This window comes from Heyndrickxia faecalis, from assembly GCF_040267745.1.
Lineage (GTDB): Bacteria > Bacillota > Bacilli > Bacillales > Bacillaceae_C > Weizmannia > Weizmannia faecalis.
The window spans coordinates 1,672,464-1,690,122 of sequence record NZ_CP158453.1 but is presented as its reverse complement, the minus strand read 5'-3'; the positions used below and the strand labels follow the sequence as shown (position 1 = coordinate 1,690,122).

Here is a 17,659-nt window from a genome sequence, read left to right as displayed (position 1 = left end):
TTCCCCCAATATGATCCGTGCATCTCTCAGATCAGTAAAATAGCGATCAGTAAACCCGTGAGGACGCCAAGGCTTTTTGCCATTTTTTCATAGCGGAGCTGCCTTTCGTGCGCTTCTTTTTCTTCCCGTTCCAAATGCGAAAGGGCCAGGAGCAGCTGCTTTTGCTCGGTATAGCGGTCATGTTTGCCCAGGTTTTCCCCGAGTTGCCGCAATACTTCATACTCATTTTCTTTCAGGGCCGTCAGTTCCCAAATCCCGTCAAGGCTTTTTTCCCATGCTTCTTTTACCGTTGTTTCCAATGTTGTCAACTGGCCGGCAAAGGAACGGAAGAAGGCGGCAGCCGGATCCGGAAGCTGGTCTGACAGTTTTCTTGCCGCTTCATGCAGCGGGGTATGCCCGTACATGATTTCCACCTCCAGTGCTTGAAGCGCGCTTTGAAAAATTCTTAGCTGGCGGGGGCGTTCGCTTAACCGTTTCGCTGCCTCAAAGCCGATGAAACTGGTGGCGAACACAATCAGTGCTGCTCCAAAAAGTTTAAGCACGGGAAACACCTTCACCGGTACGAATGATGTTCCCTTCCGCATCCCGGACTGCTGTTACCCTTCCCGGCCGGCTCCCCCGCGACAGTTCGAGAAAACGGTCAAACGCATACGATTCGAGGATTTTCTTTAAAATCGGGCGCTTATTTATATCCCGGAAGTTTTCCCCGTGCGTTGTCATGACGAGCGAAATGCCCGCATTTACCGCCTCCATAATTGCCGCCGCATCTTCTTCGCGGCCGATCTCATCCACGATGATGACATCCGGGCTCATCGACCGGATCAGCATCATCATCCCTTCCGCTTTCGGGCAGGCATCCAGCACATCGACCCTTGGCCCGAAATGGAGTTGCGGGATGCCGTGGACGCAGCCGGCAATTTCAGACCGTTCGTCGACAATTCCCACTTTGGCGGGCGAAATGCCGCGTTCCGGGATGCCGGTTGAAATCAGCCGTGCGATATCCCTTAAAAATGTCGTTTTCCCGGTCTGGGGCGCCCCGATGATCATCGCGGACAACCAGTGCCCGTTGTGAAGGGCAGAAAGATAAGGATCTGCAGTCCCGATTTTTTCCCGGGCAATCCGGATATTAAAAGATGAAAAATAGCGGATCGCCTTTACTTGTCCATTTTCAAGAATGACTTTCCCCGCGAATCCGACACGGTGCCCGCCGCTGATCGTGACATATCCCTTTTTCAGCTCTTCTTCAAGGGCGTAAAAGGAGAAATTCGCAAGCCGGCTGATCAGCTGCTCGGCATCGCTCTCCGTTGGCATGTAGCGCAAAAAATGCGGGATTCCTTTTGAAGTAATTTCAAGCGGGCGGTTTACGCGGATGCGGATTTCTTCCACATCTTCGAGTATATCCCCCAACTTTTCCAGCTGGTTGGATAAGGATTTCGGCAAAATGCCCAGCAAATCTTCCATTCTTCATCCCTGCTTTCAAAACATACAGTTTGGTTCATGGATAGTACAATCTATTCGCCGGGTTTGAAAACTATGACAAGGAAGCAGTGGCAGGCTCTGAAAGTTTAAGTTGTTTATAATATGATTATGTAAACTTATTTTTTTCCTATCTTGCCGGAAAAGCAAAAAAGCTTGACGCCGTTTGGGACGCCAAGCTTTTTTCAAAGCAATCAGGCACGGGACACGTATGAACCGTCCGTTGTATTGATGATCAATTTATCGCCTTCATTTACAAAGAAAGGCACTTGTACCGTCAGGCCGGTTTCAAGCGTGGCCGGTTTGGACCCGCCTGTTGCCGTATCGCCCTTTACCCCCGGTTCCGTATGGGTAACTGTCAGCGTGACCGTATTCGGGAGTTCAATGCCGAGCGTTTCTCCTTGGTACATGATCATTTGCACTTCCATGTTTTCCAGCAAGTATTGCAGCTCGTCTTTAATTTGGGCGCTGCTCAGCTCGATTTGTTCATACGTTTCCGTATCCATAAATACGTGCTGGTCGCCGTTTGCATATAAATACTGCATTCTCCGGTTGTCGATCTGTGCCCTTTCGACTTTTTCGCCGGCACGGAACGTTTTTTCCTGGATGGCGCCGGTACGCAAATTGCGAAGCTTCGAGCGCACAAAAGCGGCGCCCTTTCCCGGTTTAACATGCTGGAAATCGAGGACGCGCCAGATGCCGCCATCCACTTCAATCGTTAAGCCGGTGCGAAAATCGTTTACTGAAATCATATTTTTCCTCCTACATGTTCATTCGATCCCCTGTTAAGGGCTGTAACTATTATAATATAATCAGTTCTTTTGCGGAATGCGTCAGCAATTCATTCGAATTTTCGGTCATCACCGTATCGTCTTCAATCCGGACGCCGCCGACACCCGGCACATAAATACCCGGTTCGATGGTGACAACCATGCCCGGTTCCAAAGTATAAGCCGAGCGCATGGAAAGATTCGGGCCTTCGTGGATTTCAAGGCCGATCCCGTGCCCGAGGGAGTGGCCGAACGCTTCACCATAACCTTTCTGGGCAATATAATCGCGGGAAATGGCGTCTGCTTCAACACCGGACATGCCCGGTTTAATGTTTTCGACGGCAAGCAGCTGCGATTCCAGCACAATATTGTAAATTTCCTTCAATTGCTCGGAAGGCTCCCCGACGGCAACCGTCCTTGTTATATCCGAACAATAGCCTTTATAGAGCGCACCGTAATCCATCGTGACCAAATCGCCTTTTTCGATCACTTTGTCCGTCGCCACCCCGTGCGGCATGGCAGAGCGGAGGCCGGATGCGACGATGGTATCAAATGAAGAAGCGGTCGCGCCGCATTTCCTCATGAAAAATTCGAGTTCATTGGAAACTTCCAATTCCGTGACGCCCGGTTTTAAGAAGTCAAGGATATGTTTAAAAGCAGCATCTGCAATATCCGCAGCTTCTTTTAATATCTTAATTTCCGCATCTGTTTTGATCAAGCGCAAATTTTCAACAAGCCCGGAAACCGGAACCAGTTCTGCATCGAGCAGCCCTTCATACGTTTTAAAAAGCGCATAGCTCATATGGTCCTGCTCAAACCCGAGCCGTTTGATTCCCATTGCTTCTACCTGTTTGGCCACTTCCTGTTCCACCGGTCCCTGATGCTGGACGATTTCGTAGCCTTCACACTCTTTTGATGCCTGCTCGACATAACGGAAATCCGTAATAAATTTTGCCGCTTCCCCGGATATAAGGACAATCCCGGTCGTTCCCGTAAAATTGGACATATAGCGGCGGTTATACGGGCTTGTGATGAGCAAGCCGTCAATAGCGGCCTGCGGAAATGCTTCTCTCAGTTTCTCCAATTTTAACATCTTTCTTCCTCTCCCTTTTCTGCCTCAAGCAAGGCCATGAGGGCAAGCTCATAGCCGTACAGCCCAAGGCCTGCAATTTGCCCGCGCGCAACAGCCGCCGTTACAGAATGGTGGCGGAATTCCTCGCGGGCATGGATGTTCGAAATATGTACTTCAATCACCGGTAGGCGGATGGCACTGATCGCGTCCCGCAAAGCATAGCTGTAATGCGTGAACGCGCCTGGATTGAAAATAATCCCGGCAAAGCCTTCATCCCCGGCAGCATGGAGCTTGTCAATCAGGGCGCCTTCATGGTTGGATTGGAAAAAACCGATGGCAACGCCGTGCTCTCGGGCCGCCGCTTCCATGCGTGCCATCAGGGTTTTTATCGAATCTTTCCCGTAAATGCCGGGTTCCCTTTGCCCAAGCAAATTCAGATTCGGGCCGTTTAATACGAGGTATTTTTTCATTTCAAGCACCTTTTTCCCATATTTAACGTGCCCATTTTACCATAAATTGAAGAAAATTTCTATTTTTTACTTTCCGCCTGCATGTATCTGCCTGAATCCTGGGCGTTCCTCCCGCCCGGATCGATTTACGGGAGCGGGTTCGACTGTCTCTCCAGTTTTCTCTTAAAAACCCGGCTTCTTTCATACTCAAACGAAATCGAATAACCGATAAACACCCCATAGAGAATGTAAATGCAACAGCAAGTGATAATCGTATTGGCATCGAGTTTTAAAAAAGGCTTCATGCCGGGAAAAATCGGATTCAGCACAATCAGGACGACCGCGCACAGGCAAAGCCCGTAGATCGCGCCCACCCACATCGATTTCAATTTTTTAAAGAAAAGATAATAGACAAGGGCACAGCCGGTAGAGAACAATCCGTATACCAGTATGGAAATGGTTTTTCCGATCCACATTTTGCGCCAGGATCCTACCGTAAATGGTTCAAGCAGGACATTCGGTTCAATCGCCGTAAAATGAAAAGAAAAGCATAAATAGGCAACCAGGCTCCAAATGATCCCGCCCGCAAATCCGGTCACAAGCACCATTTGAAAAAAGGTCATGGAATGCTCCTGGTTTTTCATTGCTTTGCTGTTATTTTCCATATTTTCCACCCCTTCACATGGACGGCGCGCATCTTTTCTTTCTTATCTTTCCCATAAGTCTTTCCCCTAGTCGTATTTAAAATGATTTAGTAAAATAAGCGTAAGTAACGTTTCGGAAATCCATTCCGTCTTAAACGGGAAAGAAACATTCGAAGTTTAGGTTTGGGGGAGAAGAAATTGACAAAACCAGCTTATGGCGGCCAGGCAGTCGTGGAAGGGGTCATGTTCGGCGGAAAGCGGCATTCGGTCACTGCCATCCGCCGCAAAAACAACCGGATCGACTTCTTTTATCTGCCGAAAGAGACGCGCCCGTTCATTCAAAAATTAAAAAAAATCCCGTTTTTGCGCGGGATCATTGCCATCATTGAATCATCCGCAAACGGGGCAAAGCATTTGAATTTTGCAAGCGAGCGGTATGATGTTGACCCGGAAGAAGACGAAAAAAGGAAGGAAGCAGCCCCGGCAAAAACAACGGTGGTGCTCGGCGTGGCTGCTGCCGGCGTCTTGTCCTTTTTGTTTGCCAAATTTTTCATGACGCTGATTCCCGTTTTTCTGGCAGAACTGACAAGGCCGTTTTTTTCCGGAGATACCGCGCAAATTCTCATTGAAGGCGCGTTTAAGCTGCTGCTCGTGCTTTCGTATATTTATTTGATTTCTTTAACGCCGTTTATCAAGCGGGTATTCCAATACCACGGGGCTGAACATAAAGTCATCAATACATTTGAAAACGGGCTTGCCCTGACCGTTGAAAACGTCCGCTCGCAATCGAGGCTGCATTACCGGTGCGGCAGCAGTTTTATTCTGTTTACCGTGATTGTGAGCGTCCTGATTTATACGCTTGTCCCGACAGATCCGCTCTGGCTTCGCATCATCGACCGGATTTTGCTGATTCCGGTCGTGCTCGGCACGTCGTTTGAAGTTCTTCAGCTGACCAATAAAGTCCGCCATATTCCGGTTCTGAAATATCTTGGCTATCCGGGCCTGTGGCTTCAGCTGTTAACGACAAAAGAGCCGGATGACAAGCAAATTGAAGTTGCGATTTCCTCCTTTCAGGCGCTGCTTGAACTGGAATCGGGTGATATGGCTTCTGCCGCCCGTTAAAAACGGCGTTTGAAGTTTCCAGTGCATGGGAATACATTTACTATCACAAGCTTGTTTGTGCGACGGGGTACCAACCTCAAAATAAAAACGGCCGGAACCGTATAAACTGATAGAATGATGGAAAAAATGGTTAGGAAAACATGAGGAGGTGGCTTTTGTTGAAGACGCGTCAATGGATCATCGCCGGCATTTTTCTTTTGGCCCTGCTTGGCCTGGGTTCCTCTTTGTTTCATGAGCCGGTTGTATTCTTAAAAAGGGTTTTGATAGCCTTCATTTTTGCGGCAGTGCTTTTGGCTGGCATGCGTTTCTTACTCAAGAGAAGCACAAATGTTTCCAACCAGGAACAAAAAGCATTTTTAAAAGCCGCCCGCAAATCCAGAAAAAGAATGAAAAAACGGAATATGAAGGTCCATACTGTCCACACGGTTAAATTTTCAAAACGGCCGCTGCGCAAAAAATCCAATGTCCAGTTAACCGTGATTGAAGGCAAAAAGGGCAAAAAGAAAAATCGAGCTGTCTACTAAGCTCGATTCTTTTTTAATTAATAGGACCACGTTTTCAGAAACGTTTCTGTTTTTTTCCGGCCCGCCTCGATTAAGGCTGCTTTTTGTTCGGCGGAAAGCTGAAAATCTGTGGCAGGTACGCCATCTGCAGCGATAAAAATAATGTCCTTTTCCAGTTTTCTTGAAATATAGCGGGCATCATGGGCGTCTTTCATCGTCTTGAACAAGGCATCGAACAGCTGGATCGCATTTTTTATCTCCGCATTTGGCTCTTCTGATTGTTTTGGGCTAAGCGTGATGCCGAGCACCGGCCGCGCCTTTTTTTCTTCCGGTTTGACAAACAGCCACATCGGAAAATTGCTTAAAACGCCACCGTCTGCAATAAGGCTCGTGCCTTCCAGCGAGCGCAGCCGTACCGGTTCGAAAAAATACGGGATGCTCGCGCTCATCCGGATGGCCTTTGCTACCGGAAAGGTTTGCCATGGCACCCCGTAACGCTCCAGGTCATCAGGCAATACAACAAGCCGGTTATGGGTAAGATCGGATGCCGTGAAATAAAGGGAGCCTTTTGGAACATCTTTGAACGTGTACACCCCTTTAGAGGCGAGTTTTTCCCCGATCCATTCCTCAAACGCGGCGCCCCTGTACAGCCCGAGCCGCCAATACAGCAGCAGCCATTTCGCAAACGGCACCGGCAGCAGCGTTTTCCGCTCGTCAAGGAACGCGGCCGCGTCTGTTTCCGCAAGCATTTGCTTCATTTCGCCGCTTGTATAGCCTGCAGCCAACAGCCCTGCAAAAACGGAACCGACGCTTGTGCCGGCCAGCCGTTTAAACGTAAATCCCCTTTTTTCCAATACTTCCAATGCCCCGATGAGCGCAAGGCCTTTTATGCCTCCGCCGGAAAACACCGCGTCAATCTCCATGGAAATCCACCCTTGGATTTGCACCGGGCGTTTCGGTTTGTTGGTCAGAAAAAATGCGGAATGTTGGCAGGATGCCCCGCTTGAACGAAAGATGAAAAATGCTTTTTTATTATTTTAGCGCATAAGGAAAGGAATTAGAACAAAGAGTTCATACGGGATTATAACCGCGCCATGCTCCTGGTTAGCACAGCCCGTGCTTCTTTTACCATTTCTTCTAATAATTGGGCAACAGACGGGCAGTCCTCAATAAGGCCGGCAATTTGGCCCCCTGCAAAAAGCGGTTTCAACCTTGCCAGTTTTTCCGGCGTAGTATCGGGGCGGGGATGTTCATCCCGGATGACAGATACGGATTCCCCCTTCTGATCCGTATACACGACAGGCACGATTTCATCTTGAAAGCGGTTTGCTTCTATGGCCGCTTTCGCCCTCATTTGGCTCGTAAAAGCAAAGGCATCCTGCGCTTCCCGGCTGATGTGGAATTGCTTTGCGACATTTTCCGCTGTTTCCGGCATGCTGTCTGTCCCGTACATTTTCTTTAATTTTTCATTTACAAATCTCCATCCGATCGTTGTGTCAAACATTTCCAGATTTCCCCTCGGGTAGCCGTTTTCCGGCTTTGCCATGACAAAAGGCGCCCTTGTCATGCTCTCCGTCCCGCCGGCAATATAGATGTCCCCGTCACCAGCCATAATCGCTTTCGCTGCAATATTGACAGCATCGAGGCCTGATCCGCATAAGCGGTTAACGGTTGGGCCGGCGGTTTCGACCGGAAGCCCGGCGAGCAGTGCAGCCATTCTTGCGACATTCCGGTTTTCTTCGCCAGCGCAACGGCAGGGCTGGAACCAAGGCTCATGGTGGATGTATTGGTCGCAAGGATGCAACCGGCAGGCGCAAACCTGTCCATTTTTTCAAACACTTCTTTTTTTATTTCCATTTTTTCCGGCACTGCCTCGATGATCACATCTGCAGAACCGGCTACTGCCGGTAAATCAACGGTATATTCGATATTTGCCTTTATCCTTTCAGCGTCTGCCCCGTTGATTTTCCCCCTCGCCAGCCCTTTTCCATGACGGATCCGATTATGTTTTCCGCTTGATGCAGGATGTCAGACCGGACATCTACCAGCCTGACTTTGAAACCGCCGAGTGCGCCCGCATAAGCGATGCCGCGCCCCATTACCCCTGAACCAATGACAACCAATGTTTCCGCCATCATACCACTTCCTCTTCAAATTTTCTATCTTTTGCGATGATTTTTAAAAGAAGCGAACCCATCCCGAAAGAATGCGTCCGCTTCTTATTTGTCCATCCTGCCCCGCCGGATCCGTTTCACTGCACGTGCCGCAATGAGCGCCTTTATTGGGCCGGAAGCTTACAATTGAAACGGGTTTAAAGGTTTTGCCCCTGCATAAGTGAGCACACTTTTGGTTTCGCTGTATAAATCGAGGCATTCGAAGCTTAATTCGCGCCCGAAACCGGATTGTTTATATCCGCCGAACGGCGTCCCCGGAAATGCGGAGAACGGGCTGTTGACCATGACAATGCCTGCCTGGATGCTGTCCGCGACCCGCTTAATCAGGCCCTGGTCTTTTGCCCAGATGCTTGAAGCCAGGTCGTACTTCGTCGCATTTGCAAGTTTTACGGCTTCCTTCTCCTCTTTAAAAGGCATCACCACCACAACCGGCCCAAAAATTTCTTCCTGGGCAATTTTTTTGTCATTGGTGACGTTTGTGATAATGGTCGGTTCATACCAGTAACCATTTTCAAACCCTTCCACTTTAGCCGGAAATGGCGCCAACCGGGCAGACGGCGGCACATGCGGCACAGTCAATACAAATATCCGGATCGATATAATACATATTCGTTCCTTCATGGATGGCATCTACAGGGCAGACTTCCACGCATTCTGCAGATTTTTCATGTCTGCAAGGCGATGTGATCACAAACGCCATTTTTTCACCCCCTTGTTAAACCTTCACCTTTTCAAACAGGCTGGTGCTGTGCTGCGGCTGCTTGCGGGCGGCCGGATCGAGATAAACTTTTGCGCTTGCAATGGCTGTCGCTGCTTCTCCAAATCCCGTGGCGATCAGCTTTACCTTGCCGTCAAACGTTGTTACATCGCCCGCCGCAAATATGCCTTCGATGTTTGTCCGCATCGCCGAATCTACGACAATCGCATTCTTATCAAAATTCAATCCAATCTTTTTCATCACGTTTTTGCTGTCAATATTCGAATTAAAATTTTTTAACCATTTTTCCGATTATTCTTTTAACCGGTGTTTTGTAAGCAGAAAAAAACGGAGCATCGCTTTGCTCCGTTTTTTTCTCAACTATTCCGTTTACAAGCCGCATTTTAATTGCGCGCCGCAGTTATCGCATGTATTGCAGCCGCCGATTTCCTTCACTTTCCCTTTCCGGCAGATCGGGCAGGTATCGCCGATTTCGTTGCCGTATGTGACGTTTGTTGACCGGATATCCGGGATTGTATCAACCAGGACGACATGCTGTTTCGCATGTTTCACTTCCGCTTTTTCCTGTTTTTCTTCCTGCGGTTCTTCTGCTTTCAATGTCAGGACTTGCGAATCCCGGCTGCCGTCCACATAAACGGTTCCGCCTTTCGCGCCGCCCTTATACAGGCGTTCGTACACTTTTTCCACCTGTTCAACCGTGTAACCGCGCGGGGCGTTGACCGTTTTCGAAATCGAGCTGTCCACCCAGCGCTGGATGACGCATTGGACATCGGCATGGGCTTCCGGTGCAAGATCCATCGCGGTTACAAACCAGTTCGGCAGATGGTCTTTGTCCGCTTCAGGATGCTGATCCAGATATTCCTGGACGATGTCCGCATTGACCTCGATAAATTTGCCGAGGCGCCCGCTGCGGAAATAGGAAAAGGAAAAATACGGCTCAAGCCCGGTGGAAACGCCAACCATGGTGCCGGTGGATCCGGTTGGTGCAACGGTCAGCAAATGGGAGTTCCGGATGCCGTGTTTTAAAATTGCCTTGCGGATGTCTTCCGGCATGTTTTTCATATAACCGGTTTCCGTGAATGCACGGCGCAGGCGGTTTGTCTCTTCTTCGGTTTCCCCCGTTAAAAATGGGAAGCTCCCTTTTTCTTTTGCGATCTCAATGGATGCGCGGTATGCTTCGGTCGCGATTGTTTCAAACACTTTGTCGACAAGTTTGTTGCCTTCTTCGGATCCGTATTCTTTTTCCATATAAATGAGAAGGTCGGCTAAGCCCATAACGCCAAGGCCGACACGCCGTTCCCCGAGCGCCTGTTTTTTGTTTTCTTTCAGGAAGTACGGGGTCGCGTCAATGACATTGTCCTGCATGCGGACGCCGGTATGGACGGTTTGTTTCAATTGGTCCCAGCGCACTTCTTTCGTTTCTTTGTCGACCATTTTTGCAAGATTGACTGCTGCCAGGTTGCAGACGGAATAGGGCGCAAGGGGTTGCTCTCCGCAAGGGTTTGTTGCGACGACTTTCTGGCCGTATGCTTTTGCGTTTGTCATGTCGTTGGCGTTGTCGATAAAGAAGACGCCCGGTTCCGCCGAGTAAGTCGCGCAGATGTTAATCAAATTCCAAAGTTCTTTTGCTTTGATTTTGCGATAGACGCGCACTTTGCGGCCAAGTTTTTCCCATTCGCGCACATCGCCGATCTTATGCCATTCTTCATTGTATATGCGCATTTCTTCTTCGCTGTAATTTTCCACATCCGGAAATTTCAGCTCGAATTCTGCGTCTTGCTCAACTGCTTCCATAAATTCTTTTGTGAGGCAGACGGAAATATTGGCGCCGGTTAAAAATTCCGGATTATGAACGGTGTAATGGCCGCCTGTTTCCAGTTTTTCTTCCGCCTCTTTCATGACTTCTTCCGTAAAGCCGCCTTGGCCCGGAATATGTTTGTAGTTCACAATCCCATGGTACATTTGCCTTTCCATTTCAGAGAGCGGCGTGAATTTCAATTTATCGTGGGCAAGCTTGCGGATCCATTCATCGTTCGTATTTTCGATCAGGAAACGCAAAATCCGCGGATTCTGCATTTTCGAAATGATAAATTCGACAATGTCCGGGTGCCAGACAGCCAGCATGATCATTTGCGCTCCCCTGCGACTGCCGCCCTGTTCGACCAGGTGCGTAAGTTTGGCGATGTCATCGAGCCATGAGACAGAGCCGCTTGATTTGCCGTTGACCCCTCTAGCCAGCGTATTGCGCGGGCGCAGCGTCGAACCGTTTGTCCCAACCCCGCCGCCGCGGCTCATAATTTCCATCACCTGTTTACGGTGTTCGGAAATGCCTTCCCTTGAATCCGGTACAAACGGCATCACATAACAATTAAAATAAGTCACTTCCGTTTCCGAGCCGGCGCCGTAGAGGACGCGGCCTGCCGGGATAAAGTTTAAGTTTACCAGTTCATTGTAAAACTTCTCAAACCATTCTTTCCGTTTCTCTTCTGTTTTTTCCACTGCCGCTAAGCCGGTTGCATTCCGTTTTGCGATTTGTTCGTAGTAGACTTCAAGAGGCTTTTCAATGATATCAAGCGACCTTTTGATGACCCCCGTTTCTCTTTCATCCGGGTGTTCCAGCGCCTGGCGGTAATCTTCTTCAATTAAGACTTCCGCTTCATTTTTTTCCCAGTCGATCCCTTTAATGACGCCGAGCCCCCTGGCCGGAAATTTCGGGTCTTCTTTAATCGTGAGGACAACAAAATCGCCCTTGCCCAATGTGACTTTTTCCGTGTCTTTAAACGCGTATCTGTCAATCATGACAAGCCTTGAAACGCCTTTGTACGTAATGTTCATATCCGGTGTAATCGGATGGACCTGCGGAAATAAGCGGATATCTTCGTTCAGCTTCTCCACATTCCATAATTTTTCTGTCGAAGCAACAGACATAACGACAACTCCTTCTCTATTTCTCCATGCAAATTCTCTGGTGGTTCTGCCTCCTTTAAAATAGCACACCGCAGGGAAAAATTGCAAGCAAAAATACTAGATATTGTATTGACATTTTGTTTTTATATACCATATATTGTGTTTAGGTCAAACCTCTTTCTTTTTGTCAAATGAAAAAAAGAATAAACCATGCCGAAAATCTGAGAAATCCCCCGAAAAAGCAGGCAAACCCGGGCATAACGAAAAAATTTGCCGCTTGCATCAAAAAAGCAGCCATAAAAAGCGCGGCACTTAAGGAAAAAGCGAAAAATCATACCTCTGGCCGCTAAAAAAAACAAATGTTCATTTATCTCTTAAAATTCCATTCATCCGACCGGTACCTTCTGTCTGCCAGTTCTTCGACATACGCCTGTTGCGCCGGTGTCAGCGTGTACGGTTCCAGCCGGATGCCGAGCCCTTCTTCAAACCCCTTATGGAAAGCCTCTTTTGCCTCCCCGTATGTGACGGGAACGTTGCGCAGCTCATTGATTGCAACCGCCTTTTGCTTAAAACTCCGCTGCATTCTTTCTCTCACTCTGTCATTCGGATATTTAAACAGGCTGAACAGCTTGTCCTCATCCATATCGAGCAAAATCGAGCCGTGCTGCAAAATGACGCCTTTCTGCCGCGTCTGTGCGCTGCCGGCGACTTTTCGCCCTTCCACGACCAGTTCGTACCAGCTCGGCGTATCAAAACAAACCGAAGAATGCGGAGACCTTAGTGCCTCCCGTTCTGCTTCCGTTCGCGGCACTGCAAAATACGCCTCCAGGCCGAGCGCACGAAATCCCCTGACAAGCCCCTCTGAAATGACGCGGTAGGCTTCCGTGACCGTTTTCGGCATATCCGGATGCGCTTCCGACACGATCACGCTGTAGGTCAGCTCGTGCTCGTGCAAAACAGCCCTTCCCCCTGTCGGTCGCCGGACAAAACCGAGCCCGTATCGTTTTACCGCTTCGAGATCGATTTCCTGTTTTGCCCGCTGGAAATACCCGATTGAAAGGGTGGCCGGATCCCAGCCGTAAAAGCGGATGGCTGGCGGAATCTCCCCTTTGCTGTGCCAGTCAAGCAGGGCCTCATCCAGCGCCATGTTAAAAAACGGCGGACAGTGGCCTGAATCTACAAACAACCAGGTTTCTTTTCCCATATGTACCCCTCTTCTTTAAAATATCACTTTACCAGTTTACCAAAAAACGACGCAAAACGGCAAAGCCCCGCTCAAGTTTGTGCCGGTTTTTCCGCTGGTGCTTAAAACAGAACGGTTACGGGCTTTTCAAACGGAAAAAGCTGAAAAAATAGCGGTGACATGTTTCTTAAAAAAAGATTTTGATTCAGAAGCGCAACACGAATATAATAGTAGATAGCGCATCAGGTAAGAAAGGGGGCACGAAAGATGTCACAATCGTGGTACACACTCATCATTGTTATTATTGCGGTAGTAGCATATACTCTCGCCAGATACTACCGGCAGAAAAAAATCCTGAAAAACTTGACGGAAGAAGAATTCAAGGCGGGTTATCGCAAAGCGCAGCTCATTGATGTGCGCGAACCGAATGAATTTGCAAACGGACATATTTTAGGCGCACGCAATATTCCGCTGTCTCAGCTGAAAATGAGATTAAAAGAGATCCGGACCGATAAACCGGTTTATTTATATTGCCAGAACGGGACGCGCACCGGGCGCGCCGCTGAAATGCTTTATAAAAACGGCTGCCGCGACCTTTACCAGTTGAAAGGCGGCTTTAAAAACTGGACAGGCAAAATCAAATCAGGGAAATAAAAAATGCCGCGGCAATGCTGCGGCATTTTTTATTTTATTTTTTCACATAACGCAAAACCGGTTTTCGTGCCGCTCGCGTTTCATCCAGACGTTTGACAATGGTTGTATGCGGGGCTTCCTGGACGATTTCCGGATTTTCCTCCGCTTCTTTTGCGATTTGGATCATCGCGTCAATAAAGGCATCCAGCGTTTCCTTCGACTCTGTTTCCGTCGGCTCAATCATCATGCACTCTTCCACATTGAGCGGGAAATACACAGTTGGCGGATGGAAGCCGAAATCAAGCAGCCGCTTGGCAATATCAAACGTCCGCACCCCGAGTTTTTTCTGGCGCCTGCCGCTTAACACAAATTCATGTTTACAATGGCGGTCATACGGCAGGTCGTAATACGGCGCCAGTTTCCTCATCATATAATTGGCATTGATCACCGCATTCTCGGTCACTTCCCGCAAGCCATCCGGCCCCATTGAACGGATATACGTATAGGCCCGGACATTGATGCCGAAATTGCCGTAAAACGGCTTTACCCTGCCGATCGATTGCGGCCGGTCTTCATCCAGCACATAGCGGTCGCCTTTTTTCACAACAACCGGCACCGGCAAAAACGGGATCAGCTCTTTTTTGACGCCGACCGGACCCGAACCCGGGCCACCGCCGCCGTGGGGGCCTGTGAACGTTTTATGAAGATTCAGGTGGACAACATCGAATCCCATATCGCCCGGGCGCGCCTTCGCAAGCACGGCATTCAAGTTGGCACCGTCATAATACAGTTTGCCGCCCGCGTCATGGATGATCTCCGCCATTTCAAGGATATGCGCTTCAAACAGCCCGAGCGTATTCGGATTGGTAAGCATGAGCGCCGCGGTATCTTCCCCGGCAATTTTTCTTAAGTCGTCGAGATCGACAAGCCCTTCTTCATTCGACTTCACAGTGACCGTTTCGAAGCCGGCAACGGACGCGGAAGCCGGGTTGGTGCCGTGGGCGGAGTCGGGAATGATCACTTTTGTCCGCTTTGTATCCCCGTTTGCTTCATGGAAAGCGCGGATCAGCATCAGCCCGGTCCATTCCCCGTGGGCGCCGGCAGCAGGCTGCAAGGTCACCTCATCCATGCCGGTAATCTCTTTTAAATGTTCCTGCAAGTCATACATCAGCCCGAGCGCCCCCTGGACGGTGCTTTCATCTTGAAGCGGGTGGATATGGGCAAATCCCGGAAAGCGCGCAACCGTTTCATTGATTTTCGGATTGTATTTCATCGTGCAGGATCCGAGCGGGTAAAAGCCGGAATCGACGCCGTGGTTGTTTTCTGACAGCTTTGTGTAGTGCCGCATTAAATCCAGTTCCGACACTTCCGGCAGTTCCGCATCCTGTTTGCGGACGTATTCAGGCGGAAAAATGTCAAAAGCGTCCACTTCCGGCACGTCCATTTCCGGCAAGCTGTACGCGATCCGGCCCGATTTGGACCGTTCAAAAATGAGCGGCATTCCTTCATTCGCCATCACACACGACCCCCATTTCTTCAGCCAATTGGTCAATTTCTTCTTTTGACCGCAATTCCGTCACGGCAATGAGCATGCAACCGGCAAATTCCGGGTAATCCTTGCTCACATCATAACCGCCGATGATTTTTTTCTGCAATAAATGTTCATTTACTTCTTGAACACTTTTTGGCAATTTCACGGGAAACTCATTGAAAAAAGGAGACGAAAACGGGATTTCAAACCCTTTTTCCGCCAATTTCTTTTTTGCGTACTGTGCTTTTGCCATATTGGCTAGTGCCATTTCTTTTACGCCTTTTTTGCCGAGGGCGCTCATCGCCACCGATGCGGCAAGGGCATTGAGCGCCTGGTTAGAGCAAATATTGGACGTCGCTTTATTGCGGCGGATATGCTGTTCGCGCGCCTGGAGCGTAAGCACATACCCCCTTTTCCCGTTCTCGTCGACCGTTTCGCCGACGAGCCGCCCCGGCATTTTCCGCATTAGTTTTGACGTTGTAGCAAAGTAGCCGCAATGCGGGCCGCCGAATGCAGTTGGAATGCCGAAAACCTGGCAATCGCCGGTTGTAATATCGGCGCCGAAATCCCCCGGCGGCGCAAGCACCCCAAGGGCAAGCAGATTGGCGGATACAACAAACAAAGCTTTTTCGGCATGGGCCAGTTCGCCGATTTCTTTTAACCGTTCAAGCGAACCGAAAAAGTTCGGGTACTGGACGATGACAGCAGCTGTCCCGCCGTCTATTTGTTTTTTAGCTGCTTCCAGATCGGTGCAGCCGTCTGCGAGCGGTATTTCTTCCACGGTGATGCCTTTTCCCTTGGCATAAGTATGTAAAACGGCCCGGTACTCCGGATGGACAGCTTTTGAAACCAATACTTTCTTTCTCTTCATCTGCCCGGCCGCCAGCATGGCCGCTTCAGCCATGGACGTGCCGCCGTCATACATCGAGGAGTTGGCCACATCCATGCCGGTCAGCTCGCATATCATCGTCTGGAATTCAAAGATAGCCTGCAGTTCACCTTGCGAGATTTCCGGCTGGTAAGGTGTATAGGCCGTATAAAATTCGGATCTTGAGATCACATGGTCCACGACCGTTGGAATATAGTGGTCGTAAACCCCCGCCCCCAAAAAAGAGGCATATTCTTTTAAATTGGCATTTTTCCCCGCAAGTTCTGACAGTTCTTTTAACAGCGCCGTTTCCGATTTTGCTTTTTTGATCCGGTAATCCCCTTTAAACCGCACTTTTTCGGGAATGTCGGAAAACAGTTCCCCGACGCTTCGGACTCCGATCGCATCCAGCATCTCACGTTTATCTTCTTCCGTCATCGGCAGGTAGCGATGCATCACTTTTCCCCTCCTCCGTTTTTTGGCTTTTTATAGAACGGTGTTTGGACAACGACGGCTTTAATCTTTTTGGAACGGACGTCCACTTCTACTTCGGTGCCGGGTGCGTCCCACGGTACACGCAAAAGGGCAAGGCCGATATTTTTCTTTAAAGTCGGCGACTGTGTCCCGGTTGTCACCGTGCCAATCCGCTCATCCCCTGCATAAACGCTGTATCCGTGGCGCGGAATGCCGCGACCGATCATTTCAATCCCAGCAAGGCGCCGTTTCAGGCCTTCTGCTTTCTGTGCAAGGAGCGCCTGCTTCCCGATAAAATCCGCTTCCTTCTTAAGCTTTACAGCAAAACCGATGCCGGCTTCAAGCGGGGAAATGTCTTCCGCCAGCTCCTGGCCGTAAAGACAGAGCCCGGCTTCAAAGCGGAGCGTATCCCTTGCTCCGAGCCCGCACGGCAAAACGCCTTTTTCCCGGCCTTTCGCCAATATCTCATCCCACAGCTTCAGCGCATCTTCACTGCGGCAGTAAATTTCAAAGCCGTCTTCGCCCGTGTAACCGGTTCTTGAAAGCAATACTTTACAACCGGCAACCTTTGCGTTTTCAATAAATGAAAACGTTGGAATGGAGAAAACATCCGCTTCTGGCGCAAGTTTTTGCATCACTTCCGTAGCAAGCGGCCCCTGGAGCGCGAGCTGGGCAACCGATGCGCTGATGTCCGTTATGGAAACATCCTCCGTCCGGTGTGAAACAAGCCATTTGTAATCTTTTTCCGTATTGGCGGCATTCACCACGAGCCCATACCGGTTTTCGCCCAATTGGTAAACCAGCAAATCATCGACTGTGCCGCCGGCTTCATTGCACATGGCAGTATATTGGGCAGCACCCGGCTTCAATTTGGACACATCATTCGTCATCATTTTTTGAAGGAAGCCAAGGCTTTGAGGCCCCTCCACCAGGATTTCGCCCATATGCGAAACATCAAACAGGCCTGCCCGCGTACGGACGGCTTCGTGTTCGGCTTTAATGCCCGAAAATTGCACCGGCAGTTCCCAGCCGCCGAAATCGGTCGTTTTTGCGCCGTATTTCCGGTATACATCATATAATGGCGTCCGTTTTAATTCCGGCATTCGTACCCCTCCATTTTGTTTTTTATCCGGAC

Annotated in this window: 15 protein-coding genes and 5 pseudogenes; 3 read left to right on the top strand and 17 right to left on the bottom strand. The window is 49.5% G+C overall.

Features of this window, described 5'->3' with window-relative positions:
- Positions 1-26: 26 nt before the first annotated feature.
- The 6 genes from spoIIIAB to ABR335_RS08085 form a co-directional block, all read right to left on the bottom strand.
- Positions 27-542, bottom strand: a complete 516-nt coding sequence (gene spoIIIAB / locus ABR335_RS08110) for a stage III sporulation protein SpoIIIAB (RefSeq protein ID WP_014098054.1) — start codon at positions 540-542, stop codon at positions 27-29.
- Complete coding sequence (gene spoIIIAA, locus ABR335_RS08105; protein ID WP_017550511.1) at positions 535-1,461, bottom strand: stage III sporulation protein AA; 927 nt, start codon at positions 1,459-1,461, stop codon at positions 535-537. Before spoIIIAA ends, spoIIIAB begins: the two co-directional genes overlap by 8 nt.
- Positions 1,462-1,670: 209 nt before the next feature.
- Positions 1,671-2,228, bottom strand: coding sequence for an elongation factor P (efp, locus tag ABR335_RS08100; protein ID WP_017550512.1), 558 nt, complete (start codon positions 2,226-2,228; stop codon positions 1,671-1,673).
- 49 nt (positions 2,229-2,277) lie between these two features.
- Entirely contained in the window at positions 2,278-3,339 is a 1,062-nt protein-coding gene (locus tag ABR335_RS08095; protein WP_017550513.1) for a M24 family metallopeptidase, read from the bottom strand.
- A complete protein-coding gene (gene aroQ, locus ABR335_RS08090; RefSeq protein WP_017550514.1) occupies positions 3,333-3,788 on the bottom strand; it encodes a type II 3-dehydroquinate dehydratase in 456 nt (151 codons plus the stop codon). Before aroQ ends, ABR335_RS08095 begins: the two co-directional genes overlap by 7 nt.
- A gap of 125 nt (positions 3,789-3,913) precedes the next feature.
- Entirely contained in the window at positions 3,914-4,432 is a 519-nt protein-coding gene (locus ABR335_RS08085) for a YqhR family membrane protein (RefSeq protein WP_035184604.1), read from the bottom strand.
- Between the two features lie 177 nt (positions 4,433-4,609).
- Between ABR335_RS08085 and ABR335_RS08080 the strand changes: the two genes are divergently transcribed.
- Positions 4,610-5,533, top strand: a complete 924-nt coding sequence (locus ABR335_RS08080) for a DUF1385 domain-containing protein (RefSeq protein WP_017550516.1) — start codon at positions 4,610-4,612, stop codon at positions 5,531-5,533.
- 158 nt (positions 5,534-5,691) lie between these two features.
- Positions 5,692-6,057: an SA1362 family protein gene (locus ABR335_RS08075; RefSeq protein WP_014098047.1), complete on the top strand. Its 366-nt coding sequence runs from the start codon at positions 5,692-5,694 to the stop codon at positions 6,055-6,057.
- Between the two features lie 17 nt (positions 6,058-6,074).
- Here ABR335_RS08075 and ABR335_RS08070 read toward each other — a convergent pair whose 3' ends face one another.
- From ABR335_RS08070 to ABR335_RS08035, 8 genes and pseudogenes are all read right to left on the bottom strand, one after another.
- A complete protein-coding gene (locus ABR335_RS08070) occupies positions 6,075-6,959 on the bottom strand; it encodes a patatin-like phospholipase family protein (protein ID WP_328229884.1) in 885 nt (294 codons plus the stop codon).
- A 262-nt stretch (positions 6,960-7,221) separates the two neighbouring features.
- Positions 7,222-7,783, bottom strand: a pseudogene (locus tag ABR335_RS08065) (3-oxoadipyl-CoA thiolase); the annotation flags it as partial.
- A gap of 80 nt (positions 7,784-7,863) precedes the next feature.
- Positions 7,864-8,135: pseudogene (locus ABR335_RS08060) on the bottom strand (3-hydroxyacyl-CoA dehydrogenase NAD-binding domain-containing protein); the annotation flags it as partial.
- Positions 8,136-8,330: 195 nt separating this feature from the next.
- Positions 8,331-8,741: pseudogene (locus tag ABR335_RS08055) on the bottom strand (aldehyde dehydrogenase family protein); the annotation flags it as partial.
- 4 nt (positions 8,742-8,745) lie between these two features.
- Positions 8,746-8,910 (bottom strand): annotated as a pseudogene (locus ABR335_RS08050) (DUF362 domain-containing protein); the annotation flags it as partial.
- A gap of 15 nt (positions 8,911-8,925) precedes the next feature.
- Positions 8,926-9,186 (bottom strand): annotated as a pseudogene (locus tag ABR335_RS08045) (FAD-dependent oxidoreductase); the annotation flags it as partial.
- A 111-nt stretch (positions 9,187-9,297) separates the two neighbouring features.
- Positions 9,298-11,856: a vitamin B12-dependent ribonucleotide reductase gene (locus tag ABR335_RS08040; RefSeq protein ID WP_350346695.1), complete on the bottom strand. Its 2,559-nt coding sequence runs from the start codon at positions 11,854-11,856 to the stop codon at positions 9,298-9,300.
- A gap of 346 nt (positions 11,857-12,202) precedes the next feature.
- The gene (locus ABR335_RS08035) at positions 12,203-13,039 is read right to left on the bottom strand and encodes a lipoate--protein ligase family protein (protein ID WP_026683249.1); all 837 of its coding nucleotides are present in this window, start codon (positions 13,037-13,039) and stop codon (positions 12,203-12,205) included.
- Positions 13,040-13,285: 246 nt separating this feature from the next.
- Here ABR335_RS08035 and ABR335_RS08030 point away from each other — a divergent pair, with 246 nt between their 5' ends.
- Positions 13,286-13,672, top strand: coding sequence for a rhodanese-like domain-containing protein (locus ABR335_RS08030; RefSeq protein WP_179234450.1), 387 nt, complete (start codon positions 13,286-13,288; stop codon positions 13,670-13,672).
- Between the two features lie 34 nt (positions 13,673-13,706).
- On the opposite strand, the gene gcvPB is transcribed toward ABR335_RS08030, so the two are convergent.
- The 3 genes from gcvPB to gcvT are packed head-to-tail and all read right to left on the bottom strand — an operon-like array spanning position 13,707 to position 17,627.
- On the bottom strand, positions 13,707-15,167 hold the full coding sequence (gene gcvPB, locus ABR335_RS08025; RefSeq protein ID WP_179234451.1) for an aminomethyl-transferring glycine dehydrogenase subunit GcvPB: 1,461 nt from the start codon (positions 15,165-15,167) through the stop codon (positions 13,707-13,709).
- The gene (gene gcvPA / locus ABR335_RS08020; protein ID WP_041818157.1) at positions 15,157-16,509 is read right to left on the bottom strand and encodes an aminomethyl-transferring glycine dehydrogenase subunit GcvPA; all 1,353 of its coding nucleotides are present in this window, start codon (positions 16,507-16,509) and stop codon (positions 15,157-15,159) included. The genes gcvPB and gcvPA overlap by 11 nt, the downstream gene beginning before the upstream one ends.
- The gene (gcvT, locus tag ABR335_RS08015) at positions 16,506-17,627 is read right to left on the bottom strand and encodes a glycine cleavage system aminomethyltransferase GcvT (RefSeq protein ID WP_035184591.1); all 1,122 of its coding nucleotides are present in this window, start codon (positions 17,625-17,627) and stop codon (positions 16,506-16,508) included. The genes gcvPA and gcvT overlap by 4 nt, the downstream gene beginning before the upstream one ends.
- Between the last annotated feature and the right edge of the window lie 32 nt (positions 17,628-17,659).

Bases quoted from the DNA above. Each gene is read 5' to 3' on its own strand.
- gcvPB (WP_179234451.1), bottom strand. From the start codon at position 15,167: ATGGCGAATGAAGGAATGCCGCTCATTTTTGAACGGTCCAAATCGGGC.
- spoIIIAA (WP_017550511.1), bottom strand. From the start codon at position 1,461: ATGGAAGATTTGCTGGGCATTTTGCCGAAATCCTTATCCAACCAGCTG.
- ABR335_RS08070 (WP_328229884.1), bottom strand. From the start codon at position 6,959: ATGGAGATTGACGCGGTGTTTTCCGGCGGAGGCATAAAAGGCCTTGCG.
- efp (WP_017550512.1), bottom strand. From the start codon at position 2,228: ATGATTTCAGTAAACGATTTTCGCACCGGCTTAACGATTGAAGTGGAT.
- ABR335_RS08095 (WP_017550513.1), bottom strand. From the start codon at position 3,339: ATGTTAAAATTGGAGAAACTGAGAGAAGCATTTCCGCAGGCCGCTATT.
- ABR335_RS08035 (WP_026683249.1), bottom strand. From the start codon at position 13,039: ATGGGAAAAGAAACCTGGTTGTTTGTAGATTCAGGCCACTGTCCGCCG.
- ABR335_RS08085 (WP_035184604.1), bottom strand. From the start codon at position 4,432: ATGGAAAATAACAGCAAAGCAATGAAAAACCAGGAGCATTCCATGACC.
- gcvT (WP_035184591.1), bottom strand. From the start codon at position 17,627: ATGCCGGAATTAAAACGGACGCCATTATATGATGTATACCGGAAATAC.
- ABR335_RS08040 (WP_350346695.1), bottom strand. From the start codon at position 11,856: ATGTCTGTTGCTTCGACAGAAAAATTATGGAATGTGGAGAAGCTGAAC.
- aroQ (WP_017550514.1), bottom strand. From the start codon at position 3,788: ATGAAAAAATACCTCGTATTAAACGGCCCGAATCTGAATTTGCTTGGG.
- ABR335_RS08030 (WP_179234450.1), top strand. From the start codon at position 13,286: ATGTCACAATCGTGGTACACACTCATCATTGTTATTATTGCGGTAGTA.